Origin of the sequence: Serratia sp. 4542 (genome assembly GCF_016805595.1) — a bacterium.
GTDB lineage: Bacteria > Pseudomonadota > Gammaproteobacteria > Enterobacterales > Enterobacteriaceae > Serratia > Serratia nevei.
Genome location: NZ_RXKV01000006.1, coordinates 90,549 through 113,274, shown reverse-complemented (window position 1 = coordinate 113,274; position 22,726 = coordinate 90,549). Strand labels below are relative to the sequence as shown.

The following is a 22,726-nucleotide window of genomic DNA, read 5'->3' as shown; positions in this document are numbered from 1 at the left end:
GAGGCCGCCCTTGTGCTCAAGAATGAGCAACGCCCTTTTACTGCTTAAAAACGGTATTCCACCCCGCCCTGCACGGTACGGCCGCGCCCCAACGTGTTGGCCAGCGTCTCGCCGTAGCTGACGACGTAGGCGCGGTTGGTCAGGTTCTCCACCGAGCCGCGCAGCGTCAGGCTGTCGGTCAGCTTGTAGCTGGCGTACAGATCGAACAGGGTGTACTTCGGCCAGTCGGCCAGGTACGGGTAGTTGGACGGCACCGAACTGTCCTGATAGCCCGGCGCGAAGCGCACGGTCACCCCGGCGTCCAGCTTGCGATCGAAAGCGCGGCCGCCCAGCGTCACCGAGCCGCGATCGCCCGGCAGATAGGCGGCCGTGCCGAACTGCGAGCCCCCGTCGCACGTGACGGCATCATTGGACGCGGCATCCGGTTCAACATAGAAGTTGCCGCGGCGCGAACCGTCGCCGTAGCGCAGACGCCCTCCCAGCCAGGCTTTGTTCGAGCAGAACTCGTTTTTGCCGATCATATGGGTGTAGGTCAGGTCGGCGTAGAACACCCCGGCGTCATAGTTGAGCTGATACTCCAGCCCGCGGAAGCGGGTTTTCGACAGGTTGTTGACGTAAGCGGCATTGCCGATGCTCGGCTGCACCAGCCCCGGTTTATTGCGGTCTATCGCCAGGTTGATGTAGTTGTCCACTTTGGTGTCGAAGTAGGCCACCTTGGCCACCAGCCGATCGCCCTCAAACCACAGATCCGGCTGCTGCACGTTGAACCCGACTTCCCAGGCGCGCGAGCGTTCGGCCTGCAGGAACGGGTTGGGGTATTGCGTGGAGGTACTGTGCGCGCTGCCGTTGGTCAGCGTTTCGGTGATCGCCGGCGGCCGCCAGGATTTGCCGTAGGTGGAATACAGCTCCAGCCACTCCACGCCGGGGCGCACCGCCACCGCCAGCGTCGGCGACAGTTTGCCCTGATCGCGGTCAACCGCCCAATCCTCGCGGGTGGTGGTTGAACAACCAGTCAGACGCAGCGCTTTGCAAGGATTGTCAATCGTGTAGCGTTGCCCATCCTTAGCCAAATCCGGATAGCTCAGGCCGGTCTGGCCGCGCAGGCGATAGCGGTCGTAACGTAGCCCGCCCTCCAGCGTCAGCCAGCCGTCGTAGTCGTAGGTCAGGTTGGCGAACAGGCTGGCTACCGAACGGTTGCCGGCCGGCGTCACCCCTTCCATGCCCTGACGGGAAGAGTCGCTGGTCGCTTTGTCGTAATAGAACTCCAGCCCGTAGTTGGCGCGGAAGTCATGCCCCGGCGCCAGGCTGAAGCGCGAGGTGTTTTGCGCCTGCGCGCCATAGGTACGCAGACGAGTGCGCGTCGCGTAGCCGTTGTCCAGCAGCGAGCTGGTGCTGTAGGTGTCGCTGTCGTCCTGAGTATCGACGTAATACAGCTTGGCCTGAAAATCGAGCCAGTTGACGCCTTCCGGCGCCAGGCTGTAGTCGAACGCCGCGTTGCGCGCCATCACGTCGCTGTAACCGGTGCGCTTCCAGCCCAACTCATAGGGTGGCCGGCTGCCCAGGTTGGTCAAGGTGCCGGCGATCGGCGACGCGGTCTGGGTCTGCAGATAGCTCAGCTGCAGGCGCTGATTGGCGGGCAGGTTCCAGCCCACCTTGGCCAGCCGCGAGTGCATACGGTAATTTGTGTCGGGGATTTTGTTGTTCTTGATGCTCTCGGCGTAGCGATCGTAATTGCCGGTGTCGTTATTGATGCGAATGTTGCCGATATCGCCCTTGTTGCCGGGCCAATAGTCGCCGAGGTGGCGTTCGCTGGCGGCCAGCAGGATATCGCCGGTTTCGTTGCCCAATGCCAGTATGCCGCTGCCGATGAAGTGGGTGCCGTTATCACCGGTGCTGGCGTGCAGCTTGCCGCCCAGCTCTTTGCCCGGCGCCAGGAAATCGCTCGCGCTGACGGTATTGAAGGTGGCGATACCGCCGAGCGTACCGGCGCTGCCCATGCCGCCGGAGGTGCCCTTGTCGATGGTCACGCCGGACAGCAGCTCGGAATCGATGTACATGGTGCCGTTACGCTGGCCATGGCCGCTCTTTTGAAAATTCTGCCGCATGCCGTCGATGTTCATGTTCACCCGGCCATAGTCTTGTATGCCGCGGATGTTGACCGACAGCGCCGGATCTTGCTGGCTGACGCTGGAATATGCCCCCGTCGTCTGCTCCAGAATATCGGCCGCGTGTCGCGCCGGGCGGTTGTCCATCTGTTCGCGGCTGATGACGCTGACCGAGCGCGGTTCGTCGTAAACCCAATCGTTGGCGTTGATGCCGCCGGCGCCCAGCACCGTCAGGCTATCCAGCGCCAGCGCGCCGCCGTCGCCGTTTGCCGTCGGCAACCGGCTCAATACGATCTGCCCCTGCGGCTGCAGGCGGAAAGCCACCGGATTGTCGCCAATCAAGTGCCGCAGGCCCTGTTCAACGCTCATGCTGCCGTTCAGCGCCGCCGCCTGCATGCCGTCGAGCTTCACCTCGTCGAAAAATACCTGCATATCGACCTGCTCGGCGAAGCGCAACATGGCGCTCTGCAGCGGCTGCGCCGCAATGTTGAAATGCTTTTGCTGTGCGGCCTGCGCGCTGCTCGCGTCAGCCTGGGCGGCGAGCGCCACCGCCGGCTGAGTCAGCATCATCGCCGCCAGCGCGGCGCGTAGCGCCGTGGCCAATCGGCCGGCCGGCGTGGTTCCCTTGTGAATAAACATGCGTGTGTGTTCCACCCGAAAGAATGCCAAACCAAGTGATAATGGAAATCAATCTCGTTTAAACATAAGGACGTTCCGGGAGGCAAAAACCCGTAAAGATTTTTTACAGAAAGTGAAAATAGCGGCGAAACGGGCATCCCGGCCCGCCTTTGCCGCTCAGTACAGCAGCGTGATGCCGGGGAGATTCAGCTGACGGGCGGAGAGTTCCTGACGAATGGCGCCGACGCCGTCATCGAGTTTATTGAGCGCGAACACGCCGCTCACCGTGCGTGCTCTTAGCGCGGGGTTGACCGCCACGATGCGGGTTTCGCGATAGCGATTGAGCTGCGCGAGCGCCTGCGCCAGCGGTTGGCGGTCGATCACCAGCCAGCCGCGCCGCCAGGCGTCATCACCGGCCGCTTGCCGCGTCAGCCACAGCAGGCCGCTGCGGTAATGCGCCGCCTGACGTTGCGCGACCACTAGCGAGCGCTCGCCGCGCTCGAGCGTCACCCGCACACTGTGCTGATGCACGCTGACATCCACGCCCTGCTCGGTGCGCGCTACGCTGAACTCGGTGCCCAGCGCCTGCGTGACGCCATTTTCCGCCTCCACCCTGAACGGGCGACGTTCCGCCCCGCCCAGCGGCGCGACGATAAAATAGGCGGTGCCGCGCAGCAATCGCACCTTGCGCTCGTCTGCAGAATACGCCAGCGCGATCGCGCTGCCGCTGTCCAGCGCCACCCGGCTGCCGTCCGGCAACGCAACTTCACGCACTTCGCCGCGAACGGTTTGATAATCCGCCTGCATGCCGATCCACAGATCCGGCCCGCGATAAACGCCGAAGGAAACGGCGATCGCCACCGCCGCCGCCACCGCCCAGCGTGGCCATCGATGGCGAGAGGGCGTTTTCAGCGCCGCCACCTGCGGCTGTAAGGCCTGCCGCTGCTCTGGCGGCAACTGCCCCAGCGTCGTCCAAAGCTGGCGCGCCTGACGCAGCGCCGCCGGATGCTGCGGATCATCGGCCAGCCAGGCGTCCAGCGCTTGCCGCCGTTCGGCGGGCAGCGCCCCTTCGGCCAGGCGTACGGCCCAGGCGGCCGCCTGCTGTCGCGCCTGCGCGGTTAGCGGTTTCATGATGACGTAGACCCCTGTTTTTTCTGGTTATAGGTTAAGACGTCTGAGGGCGGATAAACCCGTAAAAAAATTGCCATTATTGTTCTTCCATACGCGCCATCAGCCGCTCGAGCGCGCTGGCCAGGTGTTTTTCTACCGTGCTGAGCGACACGCCCAGCTGCGCCGCCACCTGCGCCTGGGTCAGGCCATCGAGCCGGTTAAGGCGGAAAATCTGCTGCGTGCGCGACGGCATGCCCGCCAACGCCTGTTGCAACAGCTGCAGCAGTTGGCTATCGATCGCCAGTTGTTCAAGCGCCGGTTCGCCGGAGGGATACTGCGCCAGAATGTCGTCTTCTACCGCTTCGGTCTGCCGCCGCTGCTGCTGGCGCAGATGGTCGAGCATCAGGTTTTTGGCGGTTTTATACAGGTAGGCCTCAATATCGAGAATGTTACCCTGCGGGTATTGCTCGGTAAGGCGGGTAAAACTTTCCTGCGCCAAATCCGCGGCCAGCTGAGGGTCGCGCAGTTTGGCGTTCAAATAAGTTTGCAGCGGCCGCATGTGGCGCAGAAACAGCGCCTGCAACTCGGAATTGGACATCTCTTTTCCCAGAAGTGAAACACCCAATAGGGGCGATAAAAATCACATAAATGATTATCATTATCAATATTGTTCTGGGAAATATGTGCTAAGGCGGGGATAAACAGGAAACCGGCCTGACGCCGGTTTCCGCTGGGCTGCAGGTCAGAGCTCTAACGCCTCGTCCTCATAGCGATGCTTGGCGTCGAGCGCTTCCTGCTCGGTTTCATGTTCACTGAGCAGCGTATTCGGCTCAATGTCGTCGGTGCGCACTTCAAAACGGCGCAGATGCAGGCTCGGGTCGCCCCGAAACACCTCTACGACGCGGGCGCTCCGTGGATAAGCAGGTTGATCATTTTCGCGCATGCCGTTCTCCCGTGTGTTTCACACAGTAGCAAGTATAGCAGCCGCCCTCATTCCGACACGCGCGAGCCAAGATCGCGATCGCCGGGGGAGCCCGCCAACAGCTCGGTCAGTTCGTCACAGGCGCAAATGCGGCCCTCACGCACGGTGAAGTGCGCCAGCACCCGCACGCGGCTGCAGGAACCATCGCACTTTTCCAGCTCGACCAGATGGTGGGTCAGCACCGCCTCGCCCTGCTCCGCCGCCGCGATCACGCTCAGCGTCATGCGGCGGGTTTGCCGCTTCAGCAGCGCCATGTGTTGCTCAAACTGCTCGAAGTTCAGCACCTTGCCATCCACCTGCTGGCGGTAGTCTGCGCTGAAACGGGCGGCGAGCTGCGTCGGCCGGTGCTCCGGGCTGGCGACGACCTGCTGCAGCGTATCGAGTACCAGATCCAGTGGGGTAAGTTGAGTCATCATGTTTCTCCGAAATAGGGTGAACGACGATCCTATCCCGCTCAAGCGATGGCATAATAACCACATCAAGACTTTTAATAACGTTAAACGGCCAACATGACGCAGATCCGCAGCCAACGCCTTCAGCATGAAAAAAAACACCTGACGCCCTGGCACCGGCACGAAGGCGGCCAGATCTATCTCTTGACGCGCGGCATGCTGGCCATGGAACTCCCGGGCCGGCAATGGGCGATCGCCGGCGGTACGCTGGGCTGGCTGCCGCCGGGATGCGCCCATCAGGCGCTGGCCTGCGGCGACGTGGCAGGCTGGAGTCTGTATCTGCCGGTGGAAAGCGTGCCGGAGATGCCGCCGCAGCCGCAGCTGTTCACGGCCTCTGCGCTGTTGCAGGCCCTGGTAGAGCGCATCGCGCAGTTCCCCGCCGGCCCGCTGAGTGCGCCGCAACGGCGGCTGCTGCAGGTGCTGCTGGACGAAATGCACGCGGCAAGCCGCGCCCCTTTGCAATTGCCGCTGCCGCAGGACGCCCGGTTGCTGAACATCGCCCGGGCGCTGCTGAACGATCCCGCCAGCCTGCGCAGCCAGTGCGACTGGGCCACCTGGGCCGGGCTCAGCCCGCGCACCCTGAGCCGCCGTTTTCTGCAGGAAACCGGCATCAGCTTCGCGCTGTGGCGCCAGCAGGCGCGGGTATTGCGTTCACTGGAGGGATTATCACGCGGCGAAGCGGTCAGCGAGGTGGCCGACACCTGTGGCTATGACAACGTCAGCGCCTATATCGCCGCCTTTCGCCGCCGCTTCGGCGTCACGCCCGGGGCGTACTTTGCGCCGGCTCGGCAAACGGAATAAGAAAACGGGCGCCCAGCGCCCGAAGAGAAGAAAGGGTTACTTCACCGTCTCACGCGGCAGCACCGCGAGAATTTGTTCCACCACCCGCTGCGGATCGGCGGCGCCGTCTATCACGTAATGCGCGGCGTCCTGATACAGCGCTTCGCGCGCCGCCAGCACCTCGAGCATCTCCTCGGCGATCGGCCTGCCGGTGAGCGTCGGGCGCTGCGCATCTTCCGGGTACTCTTCCAACCGCTGCGCCAACACGCTGGCCGGCGCGCGCAGGTAGATAACGGTGCCATGCTGACGCATAAACTGACGGTTCTCCTCCGCCAGGATCGCCCCGCCGCCGGTGGCAACTATAGTTGACAGCTTGGTCACGGTTTGCAACGCGATGGTCTCGCGGCGGCGGAACCCCAGCCAGCCCTCGCGCTCGACCATTTCCGCCACGCTCATCTGCGCCGCCTGCTGCATAAACAGATCGGTATCGACGAACTGATAGCCCAACGCCAACGCCAATGCGCTGCCTACCGTGGTCTTGCCGGCTCCGCGAGCGCCTATCATGAACAGGGTTTGTGTCATTACGGGTTGTCCCTTATGCGGTGACTTGAGTGCATTGCATACCAAAATACCGAGCGGGTGCGATGGCGTGGTGGTGGCATCATACCCTGCCCGCTCTGTATTTCAATATTTACGATAGTGTAAATTCCATGGCACAGCGACTGCCTGCGGCAAAGCCGTGCGCCAGATCCTCATCCAGATGCCGCCGCAGAGCAGCCGTGAGCCGCGCGTCGTCGAGCGGCCGGAATCCCAGCCGCCGGTAGTAAGGCGCATTCCACGGTACCTCGATGAAGGTGGTGAGCGTCAGGCGGCCAGCGCCCTGCCGTTTGGCCTCTTCCGCCACCGCGCCGATCAGGCGACGGCCGACGCCCTGCCGCTGCCAGGTGCCGGCGACCGACAATTCGGCGATGTGCCAATCGCCCCCCTGAACCTGCACGGCGATAAAACCGGCGCACTCGCCGTTGTCGCTTTCCGCCAGCCATTCACGGCGTTCGGCAATAAACGCGGCATGCTGCTGCGGGGCCATCACCTCGCCTTCGGCGATAAAGCGCCATTCCGGCTGCTGGCGAAACAGCTGCGCCGCCGAACGTTCAACCGCCATCAGATGCACGATATCCCGCTGCTGCGCCAAACGAATCTGCAGGCTCATGGGTTCTCCTTAACGTTGGGGCGGTTATTTAAGCAAATTTCACCGCCCGTAGCTTAGAAATCGATACTGCCGCGCAGCACCACCTCACGCGGTTCCCCCACCGCCACGCGCAAATTACCGCCGCTGGACGGGTAGTAGGTTTTATCGAACAGGTTCTTCACGTTCAGCTGCCATTTCACCCGATAGCCGTTGATCGGCATGGTGTAAGCGGCGAACGCATCGGCAACGGTGTAATTATCCAGGGAGAAGCTGTTGGCGGCGTCACCCGGGCGGCGTCCTACGTAGCGCGCACCGGCGCCAATGCGCACCTCATCGCCGCTGTAGAAGCCCGGGCTGCCCAGGTTCTGGGTCAGGAACAGCGAGGCGGTGTGGCGCGCCACGTTGGTCATCTCTTTCCCCTTGTTGTCCGGATCGTCCACCACCCGCGCGTCGGTATACGCATAGGAGCCGATCAGGCTCAGCGAATCGGTGAGGTTACCGGCTACGTCCAGCTCCACGCCCTGCGAACGCACGCGCCCGGCGGTGCGCGTCACGGTTTCGCCCTCCACCAGCTCATTGACCATCACGTTGCGCTTGGTGATGTCGAACAGCGCCAGCGTGCCGGTGACGCCGTTCGGCAACGCCAGCTTGCCGCCGACTTCCCACGACTTGCCCTGCTCCGGCGGCAGCGAACCAATTTGGGTGGCGATGGAAGAGTTCGGCTTGAACGACTCGGTATAGCTGCTGTACAGCGACACATAAGGCGTCAGCTTGTACACCACCCCGGCGCGCGGCACCAGCTTGCTGTCCGAGCTGTCGGTATTGGCCTGGAACGGCCGCCCCTTGCCGGCATAGACGTCGAAAGCGTCGTAACGCAGGCCGCCCATCACCAGCCATTTATCGGTTAGCTGGATGGAATCCTGCATAAACCAACCGTAGCTGGTGAGGTTTTCCCGCTGGTCGCTGTCTTTGGCGCTGACCGCCGTCGACGGCGGCATCAGGCCGTATACCGGATGATAGATATTGAAATCGCTGTTCTTTTTGCCGCGGATCATGTCGCCGCGGAAGGTACGGTTATCTTCAAAATCGAAGCCGAACAGCATCTGGTGGTTGATGCTGCCCCAGTCCACGTCGCCATTGAGCGTCAGCTGCACCGCGTTGGCGTGGCTGACGGCGTTGGCAGTCGAGTCGGCCTGGCGGCTCAACACGCCGGTCACCGGGTTCAGCGCCGTGGCGCGCGCCTGGTTGTCGCTGTAGCTGTTGCGGCTGTAGGCGTAGGTCAGTGAGCTTTTCCAGCGCTCGTTGAGCGTCTGATCGATCTGCAGGGTAATGCTGTCCTGATCGCCGCGGGTGGCATTATAGGCTTCGTCGAAACGGCGATCGCGCGGCGTATTCACCGGTTTGCCGGTGCGCGAATCGATAATGGTGCCGCGATCGAACGGCACCAGATATTCCATATGTTCATAGGCCAAGCGCACGGTGGTGTTCTCGCCGTACCACATCAACGACGGCGCGATCACCGTCTGGCGATTGCGGCCAAAGTTGCGCCAGTAATCGGTTTCATCGTGATCGACGATCATGCGATAGGCAAACCCCGACGTGCCGAGCGGCCCGGTAACGTCGAGCTGGCCGCCGCCGCCGTTGAAGCTGCTGCCCCAGCCTTCCACGTGGGTATGCTGCTGCAGCTGGGGCTTTTTGGTGATCATGTTGATCATCCCGCCCGGCTCGCCCATGCCGTACAGCATCGAGGCCGGCCCCTTGAGCACCTCCACCCGCTCGGTGGTCGGCGTAAAGTTGCGCGCCTGCACCGAGCGCACGCCGTCGCGCAGAATGGAGCCGTCGCGGTTGTCGCCGAAGCCGCGTTTCATGACCGCGTCTTGGGTGCCGCCCAGCGTGTTGGCCTGGGTAATGCCGCTGACGTTGTACAGCGCTTCGTCCAGGCTGCTGACCGCCTGATCGGTAATCACCTGCTGCGGCACCACGTCGATCGCCTGCGGCACGTTCAGCAGGTTGGTTTCGCTGCGGGTGCCGGTGACGCTGGTCAACGGCTGATAGCTCTGCACGCCGTCGGCATCTTTGCGGCCGACCACGACCAGGCTCTCTTCCTGCGGCGCGGCTTTATCCGCCGCCCACGTCGGCGATGTCGCGCAGGCCGCCAAAGGCAATGCGCACCACCAGCCGCGCTTGTTGTTATTCATTATCTAACTGACTCCAATAGGTCCCTGAAAAAGGTAACGGCAAAAACTGCTGATACAGCTGTTGGAAGGTCTGCTGCGGGTTAATGTCGGCGAACAGATCCGGGTAAAACGCTTTGACGAACATCTCGACCAGCACCACGTGGTACGGGCTGAGGTAAAAGTTGTGCCAGACGCTCCAGGCGCGGTGATGCTTCACCGCCTGCAGGCTGGCCAGCATCGGCTGTGTGGCGATCAGCCGGCGGAAGCTGTCGGCGGCGTCCTGTTGGCTGACCTGCGGCCCGAGGCGCAGATCGGATAGCCGCTTGCCCTGCGGCCCGGCCATGCCGGTGGCGAGGTAAACGTCGGGATTGGCGCTCAGAATGGTTTCCGGGTTCAGCTCACCGTACACCCCTTTGACGCTGGCGTTGGCGATGTTGTCGCCGCCGGCGAAGCTCAGCAGATCGCCGAGGTTGCCGTGCGCGGCGGTGGTGCAGCAGGTGTCACGCCGCCCCAGATGCAGGTGCAGCATCACTTTGGGCTTCGGCCCCTGATAGCCCGCCAGCCGCTGCTGAATCACAGCCATATGCTGCTGATAAAACGCGATAAACTGCTCAGCGCGCTGCTGGCGATTGAGCACTTCGCCCAGCAGCCGCACGCTCGGCACGGTGTTGTTCAGCAGATCGATGCGCAGATCGACGTAGATTACCGCCACGCCGGCCTTGTTCAGCGCGGAAACCAGCAGATCGTTATCGCCGTCTTCACGCGCGTAGCGCGCCAGGATCACCAGATCCGGCTTCAGCTGCAGCAGGCTTTCAATATTGACCTGGCGGAAATTATTGCCGCTGATAATGGGGATCGCGGCGATCTGCGGGAACTTCTGCGTATAGAGCTGCCAGCTTTGCGCATCGAACCGCGCCAGATCCGCCGGCCAGCCGACGATGCGCTGCGCCGGGTTGCCCGGCTCCAGCAGCGCCAGCGTATACAGCATGCGGCTTTCCCCCACCACGATGCGCTGCGGGTTGTCCGGCACCACGACCTGGCGGCCGGTGATATCGGTCACCGTCTTCGCCTGAGCGGAGAACACGCCGAAGCACAGGGAAAGCAGCAGTAAAATGAGGGAATTGCGCATGATTAAGCCGACACGGGGAAATAGTGTGCGCATGATAATCACTCTCATTAGCACTTGCAATCCTGCACGGCGATTGCCAAAAGAAATCCGGGAAACGGCGCCGGGCGCGCGGCGAAACATGGTGAAACCGCTAAAAGAGCGGCTTTAAAAAGTTAAAAAAATGGCGGGGAAATCGGTTAAATAGAGCGGAAACCACCAAAATAGGGAGACATCCATGGATCAACGCATTATTCCGCTGTCGGAGTGCCCGCAGTTTGCCGATGTGTGCGCCGCCTGGGCCTTCGGCCAGTGGGGTTCACAACGCGGCGGCACGCTGGAGCGCACCCAGCTGCGCTTCGCCCAATGCAGCCGGCCAAGCGACGATCACCTGACGCTGATGATGATCGACGGCGATCGCCCGGTGGGCATGGCCAGCCTGTGGCCCAGCGACGATCATCAGCGCCAGGATCTCACCCCGTGGCTGGCCGGCGTCTTCGTGCATCCCGATCACCGCCGCAAGGGCATTGCCCACCGCCTGGAGATGGCGATCGTCGAAGCGGCGCGGCAGCGCCATCATTCGATTTTGCATCTCATCACCGACAAATCGGAAGCGCTGTACGCCGGCTGGGGTTGGCAACCTCTGGAGCGCCGGCGGCAGTATGACGAAGACGTGGTGGTGATGGTGAAAACGCTGTAGTTAACGCGGCGTACAGACATACACCAGCGCCGGCGGGAAATTGCGCACCACCCGTAGGCGCTTCCAGTGAAAATAGCGGGACAGCAATTTTTCCGACAGGTGGCTGTATTGAAACAGCACCAGCGTGCCGTTGCGCGCCAGCAGCCGCTGCCGGGCCTGCTGAAGGATGCGCACGCTGATCCTGACCGGGATCGACAGCAGCGGCAGGCAGGAAAACACCACGTCATAATCCGTGGCCATTTGGGTCGCCGAATGGGCCATCACCCGCAGCCGCCGATCGTCTATCCCCCGCAGCCGATGCACGAAATGCGGTTGGATCTCGAAAGCCTCCAGCGCCGCATCGGCGCGCATCCGCCCCAGAATGCGTTTGGTCAATACGCCGTCCGCCGCCCCCAGCTCCGCGATCGACAGCGCCCGGGTCCATTCAACCTGGTTCAGCATCGCCTGGCACAGCCACGGGGAAGAAGGCGCCAGCGTACCGACGGTGCGCGGTGAAGCCATAAATTGCTGCAGGTAAGCGAAGTGATTCATCAGTTGCAGCCGGGTCGCATTTAACATTGAGGCCTCCTTGGGTTAAGTCCTCAATGTGAGCCGAATTTCTTAAGTATTCATTAACATGATTCCGAAAGCGGCGGACACAGTTGTAATAAAATGCAACCTCAGCCGCAGCGGAAAAATGAAAAACGGTCGTAATAATGACCTGAAAATAAGCCGCCCACGCGCGCCCTATCAGATAATTATTACGACCGTTTATTTTATTGGCCACGTTGCCGTGGCCAGAGGGTAAAAAGCCAACGCTTAGCGATAAATTTCCGCATTGCCACGCCAGTTGCTGGAATCCCCGGGGGTGTCCAGACCGATAATGCGGTAATGGCCGGCGCCGTCCGCCGCGGCTTTTTCTTTCAGGGCGTGAATGGCGTCATGCGGTGAGCCGCTAATGCCGGAAACCGACACCACGCCGAGGCTTTGCAGATTGGCGGCCTGTTCGCTGTTGACCTGTTTCACCGACGACAGCGGCGCGGCGAAAGTGGAGAAGGAAGCGGCGGCGATCAATACTGCTGCGATGCTTGGGATAAGTTTCATGATTGACTCCAGGTGTTCTTGTTTATTAGCTCGTTGTCAGTGATGTTAATTATCCGCTAGCCAATGAAAACGGACGTCATGCAACGTAAAGAACATCAATCATTGTGAGGAGAATAAGGAGGAAGTGAGAGCGAGTGTGTATTTTAAGGCGGAAATGACTTTATAGGGTTCACCTTACCCCTATTTGATGAACAATTAAAGACGGGGAGAAAGAAAGAACGCGCGCCGCCGCTATTTAAGATTTTTTACCCGCCGGGGCGCGCTGAGCTACGCTGATTTTGTGGCTTACCCTTTTAAGGAAGAACGCTTATGTCGCAAAACCTGCTGCGCGTGCGTGACGGTCAGGGCGCTTCGGTCTCGTTTTCCGAGCTGCTGTTCGATCTGATCTACGTTTTCGCCGTGACCCAACTTTCCCACTATCTGTTGCATCACCTGACGCTGACCGGCGCGCTGGAAACCCTGTTGCTGTGGTTCGCCGTCTGGCTGGCCTGGCAATACACCGCCTGGGTCACCAACTGGTTCAATCCGGATACCCGTCAGATCCGCCTGCTGCTGTTCGCTATCATGCTGCTGGGGCTGTTCGCCGCCGCCGCACTGCCCCAGGCGTTTGGCGAGCGCGGCCTGATCTTCGCGCTGTTCTATGTCGCCATTCAGGTCGGGCGCTCCGTCACGGTGCTGCGCCTGCTGGCGCCCGGTCATCCGTTAAAACGAAACTTTCACCGCATTCTCGGCTGGCTGTGCATCTCCGCCGTCTTCTGGATCGCCGGTGGGCTGGCGGAAGGCAACACCCGCCTGGCGCTGTGGGCGGTCGCGGTCTTGTGCGAATACGTCTCACCGATGTTCGGCTTCCGGCTGCCGGTGCTGGGGCGCTCGGACAGCAGCAGCGAGTGGACCATCGAGGGTCACCATCTGGCGGAACGCTGCCAGCTGTTCGTTATCGTGGCGCTGGGGGAAACCATTCTGATCACCGGCGCCACCCTGAGCGAGATGAAAAGCTGGAACCTGCCGGTGCTCATCGCCTCGCTGGTGGCCTTTCTCGGCAGCCTGGCGATGTGGTGGGTCTACTTCGACACCAGCAGCAAAGCCGGCAGCCACGCCATCAGCCAGGCGGAAAACCCCGGCCAGCTGGGCGCTTACTTCCATTACGTGCACGTCGCGCTGGTGGGGGCGATCATCGTCTGCGCCGTGGCCAACGAGCTGGTGATCGCCCATCCCGACGGCCGCATCCAAAACGCCACGGCGGCGGTGTTGCTGCTCGGCCCGGCGCTCTACCTGTTCGCCAACGCGCTGTATAAACGGCTGGTGTATCATCGCTTCCCGCTGTCACACCTGGTGGGGCTGCTGGCGCTGGCGGTATTGGCCCCCGTCGCCTATTTAACCGATCTGCTGATGGTCAATGGCCTGACGACGCTGATCATGGTGGTGGTGGCGGTGTGGGAAAGCATCTCGCGCGGCAGAGCGCCGCAGCGGCACGCGGAAGCCTGAAGCAAACGGGGGCGTCACCGCCCCCGCTGTGAGATTGATGACAAACCTCATGCCATTGCCGGGTTTGCAGAGAGCAGCGGATAAAAAAACAAGGAAAATCAATTTATTGATTTTCGGCTGATGGCCACAAAGGAGGAAAAACCACGTTTTTTCCTCCTTTGTCAACGGTCTGACGGGGGCGCTATCGCCCCCGCTGTCTCACTTCAAGGGATGCGGCAAGGTGAGCACCCAGAGCTCGCTCAGCGACTCCGGCTGCTCCAGCGGGCGCAATTCGATACGGGCGTCGGTCTTGTCGCCGTCGAGGCTCAGCCGCCCTTCTTTCTCCAGCTGATAATCGCCGATTTTCTTGCTTTTTGGCGATGCGTCCACCAGCTTGGCCTGCAGGCCGAAATCGTTGTCATTAATCAGCGCCAGCGTGCGATCGTCGATCAGCGCCAACCCTTCCGCTTTCTCCTGGCGCCAGCCCAACTGGCGCAGATCCGCCACTTCCTGTTTCTGCGCCAGCTTCACGCCGCGTTTGGCGAGATCTTTCGCATCGTCGAACTCCAGCGCTTTCCCCTGGCCGTCAAACGCGCTCAGATCGCTGGCCTGCGCGAGATCCACCAGATAGATCTTGTTGATCATCGTCTTATCTTTACCGGTTCCTTGTTCAATCAACAGGATGCGCTGGTTGTCCAACGCCACCACATCGCCAATCTTGGCGTCTTTGGCTTTTTTATAGCTGTCGATATCGATGGGATAGCCGTACATGGCGGTTTTGCCACTGCGCGGATCGAAGCTCACCAGCCGGGTAAACTGCGCCTTGTTTTTGCTTTTGCCATCGACATCCAGCGTGCTCTGCACCGCCGCCAGAATGCGCCCATCCGGCATCCGGGTCAGCCCCTCAAAACCGCGGTTGGGCTGGCGCCACTTCAGGATGTTCGGCAAACCACTCGCCACCGCCTGCTCGCCGGCCTGCGGTGTTGGGCCGTATTTGGCGAGAATTTTACCGTTGCCGTCGACATGGATCAGAAACGGACCGTACTCATCGCACAGCCAATAGCCGCCGTTGCCGTCACCGATGATGCCTTCGGTATCCAACCCGCGGCGATCGCCGGGCAGCGGCTGCAACGCGTCGTTCAACGCCACTTCGTTCGTGGAACCAATCAGCTCGCTCGGCAGCGGCAGCCCGCTAATCGGCCCTTTTTCGTCATGCAAGGGCCGTGCATTCTCGGCCACGGCCTTGCCGCCACCGATACGAATGTCCATCAACAGAGGCACGAATTGCGGGTTGGCGAAAATTTTGGCTTCTTGCTTGCCCACCGCCGGGGCATCGGCATTCGGGCCGCGATCGGTCAGCGTCGTCAGCACCAGATCGTCGCCCTGCTTGCGATTGAACGTCAGCCCGGAGCCGATCCCCACCGGCAGCCCCTGCGGGAAATTCTTGGCGAACGCCCCCTGATAGGCGACGCGTTCCCCGCCGGGGAAGCCGACCACATAACGCGCTACCTCAATATCTGCAGCGTAGGTGAATACAGGAAACAGTGAAGCCAACAGCAGGGAGAGCGATTTTATTTTCATGGTTTTTACCCGAGGTTGAACGAAGCGTTATCAGGCAGAAGAAGATATTAATTTAGCATGACACTGAGATGACAACAGGCGCTTCGTCAAATGTGCAATAGGCAATGAAGGTTGACTGGCAAATAGAAATTAGCAATTAACCTGGGGATATTGAATGGAGAAAACCGCTGGAAAAAAGCGCCTGAAAATAACCCGTCATTTCGCTTAGGGTAAATTCTTATATCAAAGATAAAAAAATCGGCAAACGCGCGCCGGCACGGCGAAAAACGGCGTTTTTCTCATAGACAAAATAAAATACCGGGGATTTAATACCGCCGTTATTCAAGGTGCATTAAGAAAATTCTATAGAATATCTGCATGAACTGAAAAAGCTGTTCTATAGTTTTTAGTGCTAACGCCCGTTAGTCTATTCCGCAGGATGGAATCTATGTCAAAGCGACTTTTTGCTGAATTTTTTGGCACATTTTGGTTGGTGTTTGGTGGTTGTGGTAGCGCAGTATTAGCCGCGGCATTCCCACAGCTGGGTATTGGTTTCCTCGGCGTCGCGCTCGCTTTCGGTCTGACCGTGGTGACGATGGCCTATGCCGTCGGCCATATTTCCGGCGGGCACTTTAACCCGGCAATCACCGTTGGCTTATTCGCCGGCGGCCGTTTCGCGGCGAAAGACGTGATCCCTTACGTTATCGCACAGGTGATCGGCGGTATCGCCGCAGCGGCGGTGCTGTATTTGATCGCCAGCGGCAAAGCCGGTTTCGACGCCACCGCAGGCGGTTTCGCCTCCAACGGTTACGGCGAACACTCACCGGGCGGTTATTCTCTGCAGGCCGCGATCGTGATTGAGCTGGTGCTGACCGCCTTCTTCCTGATCGTTATTCATGGCGTGACCGACAAACGCGCGCCGGCAGGCTTCGCCCCGCTGGCGATCGGCCTGACGCTGACCCTGATCCACCTGATCAGCATCCCGGTGACCAACACCTCCGTCAACCCGGCGCGCAGCACCGGTGTAGCGATCTTCCAGGGCACCTGGGCGCTGCAGCAGCTGTGGGTCTTCTGGCTGGTGCCGCTGGTCGGCGGCATTATCGGCGGCCTGATCTACCGCTGCCTGCTGGAAGATAAAAAATAAGCGCATCACAGCCGATAGCGTTTCACGGGGCAGCCTTCATCGGCTGCCCCGTTGCTTTCAGCCCTTCGTCACGTCAAACATCATGATATCGCTGGTAAAGGAGCCGTCCGGCTGAATGGCGAAGTGCGCCGCGACCTCCTGCGACACACTTTGCTGCAGCGCACGGATCGCGGTAACGAAATGCGCCGGCGTGCGCATGCGCGCCACCCAGCTGCCGAACTCCAGCATCAACCGATCCGACGTTACCTCGCGCACCACCAACCCGGCCTCGGTCAATAACGCCAGCCACTCGCCCGGCGCATAGTTGCGCACGTGTGAGGTGTCGCGCAGCACTTCCACGGTTTGCAGGTAGATATCCAGCAGCGGATGCCCCGGCGAGACCACGTCCATGAAGATCGCTCTGCCGCCCGGCTTGAGTACCCGCTTGACCTCACGCAGCGCCTGGCCAACGTCGTGCCAGTGGTGTGCCGAATAGCGGCTGATGACCAGATCGAAGCTGGCGTCCTCAAACGGTAAAGACTCCGCCACGCCCTGCTGCAGCTGAATATTACTCAGGCCTTTTTCCGCCGCCGCCTGCTCCACCACCGCCAACATTTGCGCCGACAGATCGTAGGCCACCACCTGCGCCACCCTGGCCGCCGCCGTGAAGCTGGCGTGCCCGGCGCCGCAGCCCAGATCGAGCAGGCGCGCGTCTGCATGCGGTTCCAGTAACTGTGCGAGGCGTTGCAAATCCTTGCCCTGCGCGTGCACCGCGCTGGTTAAGTAAGCGTTGGCCTGCTCGCCGAACTGCCGGTCTACCGCGTTTTTATGGCTGTTGCTGATGCTCATGTTTGCTCCCGTTATTATCCGGCTTGCGCCTGTGCCTGAAGGCTTTCGGCTACTATAATCAGGCTACTATACGGGTACAATATGAGCAGTTATCCTGGTATAAATAGGTACCACGCTATGTCATCAGAAGCCTTATCCGGGCCAAAGGCCCTCGGCGCATTCCTGCGCGCGCACCGCGAGCGCATCACGCCGGAAATGCTCGGCCTGCCCAGCTCCTCGCGCCGCCGCACCAGCGGCCTGCGGCGCGAAGAGCTGGCGCAAATCAGCGGCATCAGCGCCACCTGGTATACCTGGATCGAACAGGGGCGCGAGGTGTCCATTTCCCCCTATACGCTGGCACGCATCGCCAAGGCGCTGCGGCTGGGCCCCGCCGAACGCCACTACCTGTTTACCCTGGCGCGCGTCGCCGATCCCGAGCAGGAAACGCACCGCGAAACCGCCAACGACGCGGTGCTGCAAAGCGTGCACCAGATGACTGTGCCCTGCTACCTGCTGGACGTGACCTGGAACGTCGTCGCCTGGAACCCGCAGGCGGCGGCGCTGTTCAGCGGCTGGCTGGATGTGGCCAACAGCCCCAACCTGCTGCACTTCATGTTCTTCCACCCATTGGCGAAAACGCTGGTCAGCGATTGGGAAGAACGTGCCCGCCGCGTGGTGGCCGAGTTTCGCGCCGAGACCAGCCATCACCAAAACACCGAAGAGATGCGCGCCTTCGTGCGCAACATGACGCACAACAGCGCGGACTTTAATCACTGGTGGAAACAGCATGACGTGATGGCGCGCGAAGGCGGCGAGCGCGCGTTCGAGCACCCTCAGCAAGGTGCGCTGCGCTATCGCCAGCTCACCTTCCATCCGGCGGAGCACGGCGGTCTGAAGCTGGTAATGCTGATCCCGCTGCCGTAATTGGTAACAAATTCATAGACAGGTTTACCCGCCATTTATTTATTGGTTCATGCAAACGCGCTAGGGTGATTGTTACCGATGACAACGATCATCCAGCACCGTTATTTATCTCCCGAGGTACGCCTATGCAATCCGAAGAACAACGCCTTATCGATGGTCTGTTTGGCCGCCTGAAAGAAGCCGAGACCAAGACGGGCCCACGGGATCTCCAGGCAGAACAGCAAATTAATCAGCATATTCGCGAGCAGCCTTCCGCCCCTTATTACATGGCGCAGGCGATGATCATTCAAGAAGCGGCGCTCAAGCAGATGGACCAGCGGGTCAAAGAGTTGGAAGCCCAAGTGGCGCAGCTGCAACAAACCGCCAACGGACAACAGAGCAGCGGCGGCTTCCTGGCCGGCCTGTTCGGCGGCGGCAGCCGCAGTACGCCAAGCCCGCGTGAACAGTATCAGGCGCAGCAGCAAAATACGGCGGCCTGGAACAACGCGCAGCAAGGGGGCTACTCACAGCCGCAGCAGCCAGCCTATGCCCAACCGCAGCAGGCGGCGCCTTCGCGCGCCGGCGGCTTCCTGGGTGGGGCTTTGCAAACCGCGGCGGGCGTCGCCGGCGGCGTGGTATTGGCCGACATGCTGACCGGCATGTTCCGCCATTCGCAGCCGCAGGAAATCGTGAATATTATCGAAGAAAACCCGGCACCGCTGGACGACAGCGCGATGCGCAATTTCGACGCCTCCAACAACCTTGATACCTTCAACAACGGCGACGGCGGCAGCTTCCTGAATCAGGACAACGGCTTCCAGAACGCCAACTATCAGGATGACACGGACTACGCCGACGACGATTACAGCGACGACGACGATTCCTTCCTGTAATACTCCTCTCCCCCTCTCACCCGCAGAGGGGGATTTCCCGTTTCGCCGATCTGGACTACAGTGAACGCTGTTCATTGATCCGGCCGGGAGAAACGATGCCGAGCTTTAATCCTTCAGCCCCGTACTTCAGCGAGCGCCTGCAGATGCGGCCGCCGGTGATGACAGACCTCGAACGTTTCTACGCCATCTTTGGCGATCCGCAAACCCAACGCTTCAACCCCGCCGGCCCGCTCACCAGCGAAGCGCAGGCCGCTTCGGCGCTGCAGGAGCGGCTCGCCGTCTGGCGGCAACACGGCTACGGCTCCTGGGCGCTCGCCCTGCGCGAACGGCCGGATTGGGTTATCGGTTTTGGCGGCTTGTCCTGGAAACCGCTCGGCGCGCAGCGCACCGTTAACCTCGGCTATCGCTTCGATACCCGGGTGTGGGGCATGGGGCTGGCCACCGAGATGGCGCGGGCTTCACTGCAATACGGGTTTGTCGGTCTGGAGGTGGGTGAGATTTCTGCCATTGTGCGCGCGGAGAATCAGGCTTCGTGGCGGGTGCTGGAAAAGATTGGCATGCAGCGGGTGGATACGCTGGATGACGTGCCCGGCGCAGCGCCGAGCCTGGTGTATACGCTAAAGCGCGGCGACTATCAGGGCTGATCGTCGCTGATTTTGGCCAACGCCATGCGGTAAGATTTGACCTTCTGACGCTTTTTCAGCCAGGTGGCGGTAGAAACGATGAACACCGCGCCCGACATCGCCAATACGCCGGTCGGGTGGCCGTAAAACACCATCAAGGCAAAGTACACGGCGGAAACGATCGCCACCCATTTAGCCGTATTGCCCATGTCGTTTTTCTCCTGGGTCAAACGGCGGATGTGCTCTTCTTCACTGATTCCCATACGCGCTCCTTGTTGGCTGAACGTTCCATTATATGGAGCTGGAGTGCTGATATTTCAAGCGGTTGGATGGTAAAGAAGCGTAAAGCTCAGGCCGGCGGTTCCCGCCGCCGGGGCAGATAGCGCCCGGGCTGGTCGGCGCCCGGCAAACCGGTGCCGTCGTTGCGGCCAAACAGCCGGTAGCGATTGCCGGCGACCGCATCGTAGACCTTGTCCGCCAGCCGCGGCGGCAGGTAACGCGCCAGCGCCAGCGCGCGGTACGGCCACCCCAATTGGCGCAACGCCTGGAACAGCGCCGCCGAACGCAGCCAACAGCGCCCCTGCTCAACATAGACCACGGAATCGAAACAATCGGTCGGCAATCCCAGCACCTGCAGGATCGCCTGCCCTTCGACGGATTGCACCGTCGCCAACAGAATGCGCCGCTGCCGATCGGCGCGAATAAGGTATCTCACCAGCCCGTGACACAGATTGCATTCGCCGTCGAACAACAGCGCGCACTCGCCGGGCTGGAGACAGGGCAGTTGTGCTAAAAGGGTCATCCCGCCTCCCGATAAACGCTCGCCTTAGCCTAACGCGCCTTGAGCGTGCGAACCAGAGCGGGATGACAGAGCCCGTTAAGGCGCAGGCGGGGCGTCAGGCACGGCCACCACCGCGACGCGCACCTCGTAATGCTTGGCGCTGCCCGCCGGGATCACCGCCGTCAGTTTGTTGATGGTTTCCACCGGATTGTCGCTGGCCGAGGTGGCGCAGAACAGTTCGCCGCCGTGGCAGAACCCCGGCTTGGGCGGGTGCCCGCCCGGGAAAGGCGGCATGCGCATCGGTTCATCCGCCACAGGCGGCAACGCTTTGGCCGCAGGCGCCTCAGGGGCCGACATCGCGCTCGCGCTGAACAACAGCGCCATGCCCATGCAGGGCAGCGCCAGGATCTTGATTGCTTGTTTCATTGAATTAGCCTCATTTGCCGGGTTCGGGATTACGCTACCCCGCCCCCGGCCAATGAGAAAGCCGCTTTTCGCTACCTTTTCGCCCCGCTACGTTTTGCTTACATCCCGCATCTAACGTGATGAAAGGCGAAAGGTGGGGTAAAGGGCCGCCGTGTTACTTACCGCCGGCCAGCGTGTTATAGCTGGTCATCAGATTGCGGTAGTCCGGGATATGGTTGGAGAACAGCGTGCCCAGGCCTTCGATGTCGTTGCGCCAGTCGCGGTGCAGCTCGCAGGCGACGCCGAACCAGGTCATCAGCTGCGCGCCGGCGGCTTCCATGCGGCTCCAGGCCGACTGACGCGTCAGCTCATTGAAGGTGCCGGAGGCGTCGGTCACCACAAAGACCTCAAAGCCTTCATTGAGCGCCGACAGCGCCGGGAATGCCACGCACACTTCGGTCACTACACCGGCGATGATCAGCTGTTTACGGCCGGTGGCTTTTACCGCCTTGACGAAGTCGTCGTTGTCCCAGGCGTTGATTTGGCCGGGGCGAGGAATAAAAGGGGCATCGGGGAATTGGGCCTTCAGCTCAGGCACCAGCGGGCCGTTGGGGCCGTTTTCGAAACTGGTGGTCAGAATGGTCGGCAGATTGAAGTACTTCGCTAAATCACCCAGCGCCAGCACGTTGTTTTTAAACCGATCGGGATCGATATCGCGCACCAGCGAAAGCAGCCCTGCCTGATGATCCACCAGCAATACGGCGGCCTGGTCCTTGTCGAGGCGCTTGTAATTTGCAGTCATGGTTTTACTCCTGTGGGGGTTGATGTTGCGGATGAAACGCCCCGCCGCTGGGACGGGGCGTTGAGGTTTAAGTGTAGCGCCTGGGCCGGGGAACACGTCCCACCCCAGGCACCAAGGTCAGCCGGCGCTTGCTTCGGCGTTCATGCTGCCGAACTTGCCGCTGTTGAAGTCGCGGAACGCCTGCTGGATTTCCGCGTCGCTGTTCATGACGAACGGGCCGTAGCCGACGATAGGCTCATCGATCGGTTCGCCGCTCAGCACCAGCAGCGCGACGTCGTTGTTGGCTTCGATAGTGATCGAATCCCCCGCCCGGTCGAAACGCACCATTTGGGTTTCGCGCACCACCTCTTCGCCGTTGACCAGGATCGCGCCATGCAGCATCACCAGCGCCAGCGTATGGCCTTCTTTCACCGTCAGCGTGGTGGTGTGGCCGGCATTCAGCTTCATATCCCACACGTTGAGCGGGCTGAAAGTGCGTGCCGGGCCGGCGTGGCCGCCAAAGTCACCGGCGATCACCCGCACCTGCCCTGCGCCGTCTGCCAGCGGAACCACCGGAATATCGGCGTTCAGCAGCGTCTGGTAACCGGGCTCGGCCATTTTGTCCTTGGCCGGCAGGTTGACCCACAGCTGCACCATTTCCATGGTGCCGCCCTTGCGCGAGAAGTCCCGCGAATGGAACTCTTCGTGCAGAATGCCGGAGGCGGCGGTCATCCACTGGACGTCGCCGGGGCCAATCACCCCGCCGCTGCCGGTCGAGTCGCGGTGTTCCACTTCGCCCTGATAGACGATGGTCACCGTTTCAAACCCGCGATGCGGATGCTGACCCACGCCGCGGGTGCCGGAGGCAGAACGGAATTTGGTGGGCGCCGCATGATCCAGCAGCAGGAACGGGCTCATTTCCGCCCCCAAATCGTTATAAGAGAACAGCGAATTCACCAGGAAACCGTTACCGACCCAATGTGCTTCCGGGCTGTTGTGAATACCGAGGATTTTTTTCATCTTGAACTCCCGTTTCAGACCTCACGGCCTTAAGTTGATGGCAG

At 61.1% G+C, this 22,726-nt stretch carries 25 protein-coding genes; 7 read left to right on the top strand and 18 right to left on the bottom strand.

Going from position 1 to position 22,726, the window contains the following annotated elements; translation table 11 throughout:
- Positions 1 to 44: 44 nt before the first annotated feature.
- The 5 genes from EKL15_RS07645 to EKL15_RS07625 form a co-directional block, all read right to left on the bottom strand.
- Entirely contained in the window at positions 45 to 2,744 is a 2,700-nt protein-coding gene (locus EKL15_RS07645) for a TonB-dependent receptor (RefSeq protein WP_100396233.1), read from the bottom strand.
- Between the two features lie 156 nt (positions 2,745 to 2,900).
- Entirely contained in the window at positions 2,901 to 3,854 is a 954-nt protein-coding gene (locus tag EKL15_RS07640; protein ID WP_060440594.1) for a FecR domain-containing protein, read from the bottom strand.
- A gap of 76 nt (positions 3,855 to 3,930) precedes the next feature.
- Positions 3,931 to 4,431 carry an RNA polymerase sigma factor gene (locus EKL15_RS07635; protein WP_060423284.1) on the bottom strand — a complete coding sequence of 167 codons (501 nt, stop codon included), beginning with the start codon at positions 4,429 to 4,431 and terminating at the stop codon, positions 3,931 to 3,933.
- Positions 4,432 to 4,575: 144 nt separating this feature from the next.
- Positions 4,576 to 4,776: a YaiA family protein gene (locus tag EKL15_RS07630; protein ID WP_046688340.1), complete on the bottom strand. Its 201-nt coding sequence runs from the start codon at positions 4,774 to 4,776 to the stop codon at positions 4,576 to 4,578.
- A 47-nt stretch (positions 4,777 to 4,823) separates the two neighbouring features.
- Positions 4,824 to 5,228, bottom strand: a complete 405-nt coding sequence (locus EKL15_RS07625; RefSeq protein WP_070915516.1) for a nuclear transport factor 2 family protein — start codon at positions 5,226 to 5,228, stop codon at positions 4,824 to 4,826.
- Positions 5,229 to 5,324: 96 nt separating this feature from the next.
- On the opposite strand from EKL15_RS07625, the gene EKL15_RS07620 reads away from it, so the two are divergent.
- Positions 5,325 to 6,068 (top strand): AraC family transcriptional regulator, encoded by a 744-nt coding sequence (locus EKL15_RS07620; RefSeq protein ID WP_100396234.1) that lies wholly within the window; start codon positions 5,325 to 5,327, stop codon positions 6,066 to 6,068.
- 36 nt (positions 6,069 to 6,104) lie between these two features.
- On the opposite strand, the gene aroL is transcribed toward EKL15_RS07620, so the two are convergent.
- From aroL to EKL15_RS07600, 4 genes are all read right to left on the bottom strand, one after another.
- The gene (gene aroL, locus EKL15_RS07615) at positions 6,105 to 6,629 is read right to left on the bottom strand and encodes a shikimate kinase AroL (RefSeq protein WP_100396235.1); all 525 of its coding nucleotides are present in this window, start codon (positions 6,627 to 6,629) and stop codon (positions 6,105 to 6,107) included.
- Between the two features lie 109 nt (positions 6,630 to 6,738).
- Positions 6,739 to 7,257, bottom strand: coding sequence for a GNAT family N-acetyltransferase (locus EKL15_RS07610; RefSeq protein WP_070915512.1), 519 nt, complete (start codon positions 7,255 to 7,257; stop codon positions 6,739 to 6,741).
- Between the two features lie 53 nt (positions 7,258 to 7,310).
- Positions 7,311 to 9,434, bottom strand: a complete 2,124-nt coding sequence (locus EKL15_RS07605; RefSeq protein WP_060440598.1) for a TonB-dependent siderophore receptor — start codon at positions 9,432 to 9,434, stop codon at positions 7,311 to 7,313.
- Entirely contained in the window at positions 9,427 to 10,542 is a 1,116-nt protein-coding gene (locus EKL15_RS07600) for an ABC transporter substrate-binding protein (RefSeq protein ID WP_203089191.1), read from the bottom strand. Before EKL15_RS07600 ends, EKL15_RS07605 begins: the two co-directional genes overlap by 8 nt.
- A gap of 214 nt (positions 10,543 to 10,756) precedes the next feature.
- Between EKL15_RS07600 and EKL15_RS07595 the strand changes: the two genes are divergently transcribed.
- Positions 10,757 to 11,218: a GNAT family N-acetyltransferase gene (locus EKL15_RS07595; RefSeq protein ID WP_060423260.1), complete on the top strand. Its 462-nt coding sequence runs from the start codon at positions 10,757 to 10,759 to the stop codon at positions 11,216 to 11,218.
- Here the strand turns inward: EKL15_RS07595 and EKL15_RS07590 are convergent, their stop codons facing one another.
- Both EKL15_RS07590 and EKL15_RS07585 read right to left on the bottom strand, forming a co-directional pair.
- Positions 11,219 to 11,776 (bottom strand): class I SAM-dependent methyltransferase, encoded by a 558-nt coding sequence (locus EKL15_RS07590; RefSeq protein ID WP_197658126.1) that lies wholly within the window; start codon positions 11,774 to 11,776, stop codon positions 11,219 to 11,221.
- A gap of 240 nt (positions 11,777 to 12,016) precedes the next feature.
- On the bottom strand, positions 12,017 to 12,301 hold the full coding sequence (locus tag EKL15_RS07585; RefSeq protein ID WP_038873191.1) for a YdgH/BhsA/McbA-like domain containing protein: 285 nt from the start codon (positions 12,299 to 12,301) through the stop codon (positions 12,017 to 12,019).
- 309 nt (positions 12,302 to 12,610) lie between these two features.
- On the opposite strand from EKL15_RS07585, the gene EKL15_RS07580 reads away from it, so the two are divergent.
- Complete coding sequence (locus EKL15_RS07580) at positions 12,611 to 13,786, top strand: low temperature requirement protein A (protein ID WP_203089181.1); 1,176 nt, start codon at positions 12,611 to 12,613, stop codon at positions 13,784 to 13,786.
- Between the two features lie 198 nt (positions 13,787 to 13,984).
- On the opposite strand, the gene EKL15_RS07575 is transcribed toward EKL15_RS07580, so the two are convergent.
- Positions 13,985 to 15,346, bottom strand: a complete 1,362-nt coding sequence (locus EKL15_RS07575; protein WP_203089179.1) for an esterase-like activity of phytase family protein — start codon at positions 15,344 to 15,346, stop codon at positions 13,985 to 13,987.
- A gap of 427 nt (positions 15,347 to 15,773) precedes the next feature.
- Here EKL15_RS07575 and aqpZ point away from each other — a divergent pair, with 427 nt between their 5' ends.
- Positions 15,774 to 16,469, top strand: coding sequence for an aquaporin Z (gene aqpZ, locus EKL15_RS07570; RefSeq protein ID WP_100396238.1), 696 nt, complete (start codon positions 15,774 to 15,776; stop codon positions 16,467 to 16,469).
- A 57-nt stretch (positions 16,470 to 16,526) separates the two neighbouring features.
- Here the strand turns inward: aqpZ and EKL15_RS07565 are convergent, their stop codons facing one another.
- Positions 16,527 to 17,297, bottom strand: coding sequence for a class I SAM-dependent methyltransferase (locus EKL15_RS07565; protein ID WP_159317686.1), 771 nt, complete (start codon positions 17,295 to 17,297; stop codon positions 16,527 to 16,529).
- A 117-nt stretch (positions 17,298 to 17,414) separates the two neighbouring features.
- Here EKL15_RS07565 and EKL15_RS07560 point away from each other — a divergent pair, with 117 nt between their 5' ends.
- The 3 genes from EKL15_RS07560 (at position 17,415) to EKL15_RS07550 (ending at position 19,716) form a co-directional block, all read left to right on the top strand.
- Positions 17,415 to 18,200: a helix-turn-helix transcriptional regulator gene (locus tag EKL15_RS07560; protein WP_038873182.1), complete on the top strand. Its 786-nt coding sequence runs from the start codon at positions 17,415 to 17,417 to the stop codon at positions 18,198 to 18,200.
- A 125-nt stretch (positions 18,201 to 18,325) separates the two neighbouring features.
- Positions 18,326 to 19,072 carry a DUF2076 domain-containing protein gene (locus EKL15_RS07555; protein ID WP_142109350.1) on the top strand — a complete coding sequence of 249 codons (747 nt, stop codon included), beginning with the start codon at positions 18,326 to 18,328 and terminating at the stop codon, positions 19,070 to 19,072.
- A gap of 95 nt (positions 19,073 to 19,167) precedes the next feature.
- The gene (locus tag EKL15_RS07550) at positions 19,168 to 19,716 is read left to right on the top strand and encodes a GNAT family N-acetyltransferase (RefSeq protein WP_142109349.1); all 549 of its coding nucleotides are present in this window, start codon (positions 19,168 to 19,170) and stop codon (positions 19,714 to 19,716) included.
- On the opposite strand, the gene EKL15_RS07545 is transcribed toward EKL15_RS07550, so the two are convergent.
- From EKL15_RS07545 to EKL15_RS07525, 5 genes are all read right to left on the bottom strand, one after another.
- Positions 19,707 to 19,958 (bottom strand): hypothetical protein, encoded by a 252-nt coding sequence (locus tag EKL15_RS07545; RefSeq protein WP_033642017.1) that lies wholly within the window; start codon positions 19,956 to 19,958, stop codon positions 19,707 to 19,709. The genes EKL15_RS07550 and EKL15_RS07545 overlap by 10 nt on opposite strands.
- An 86-nt stretch (positions 19,959 to 20,044) precedes the next feature.
- On the bottom strand, positions 20,045 to 20,497 hold the full coding sequence (locus EKL15_RS07540) for a thiol-disulfide oxidoreductase DCC family protein (protein WP_203089177.1): 453 nt from the start codon (positions 20,495 to 20,497) through the stop codon (positions 20,045 to 20,047).
- Positions 20,498 to 20,572: 75 nt separating this feature from the next.
- On the bottom strand, positions 20,573 to 20,902 hold the full coding sequence (locus tag EKL15_RS07535) for a hypothetical protein (RefSeq protein WP_025301705.1): 330 nt from the start codon (positions 20,900 to 20,902) through the stop codon (positions 20,573 to 20,575).
- 154 nt (positions 20,903 to 21,056) lie between these two features.
- Entirely contained in the window at positions 21,057 to 21,683 is a 627-nt protein-coding gene (gene ycaC, locus EKL15_RS07530) for an isochorismate family cysteine hydrolase YcaC (RefSeq protein WP_060423224.1), read from the bottom strand.
- Positions 21,684 to 21,800: 117 nt separating this feature from the next.
- Positions 21,801 to 22,682 carry a pirin family protein gene (locus EKL15_RS07525; RefSeq protein ID WP_038873171.1) on the bottom strand — a complete coding sequence of 294 codons (882 nt, stop codon included), beginning with the start codon at positions 22,680 to 22,682 and terminating at the stop codon, positions 21,801 to 21,803.
- Positions 22,683 to 22,726 lie beyond the last annotated feature (44 nt).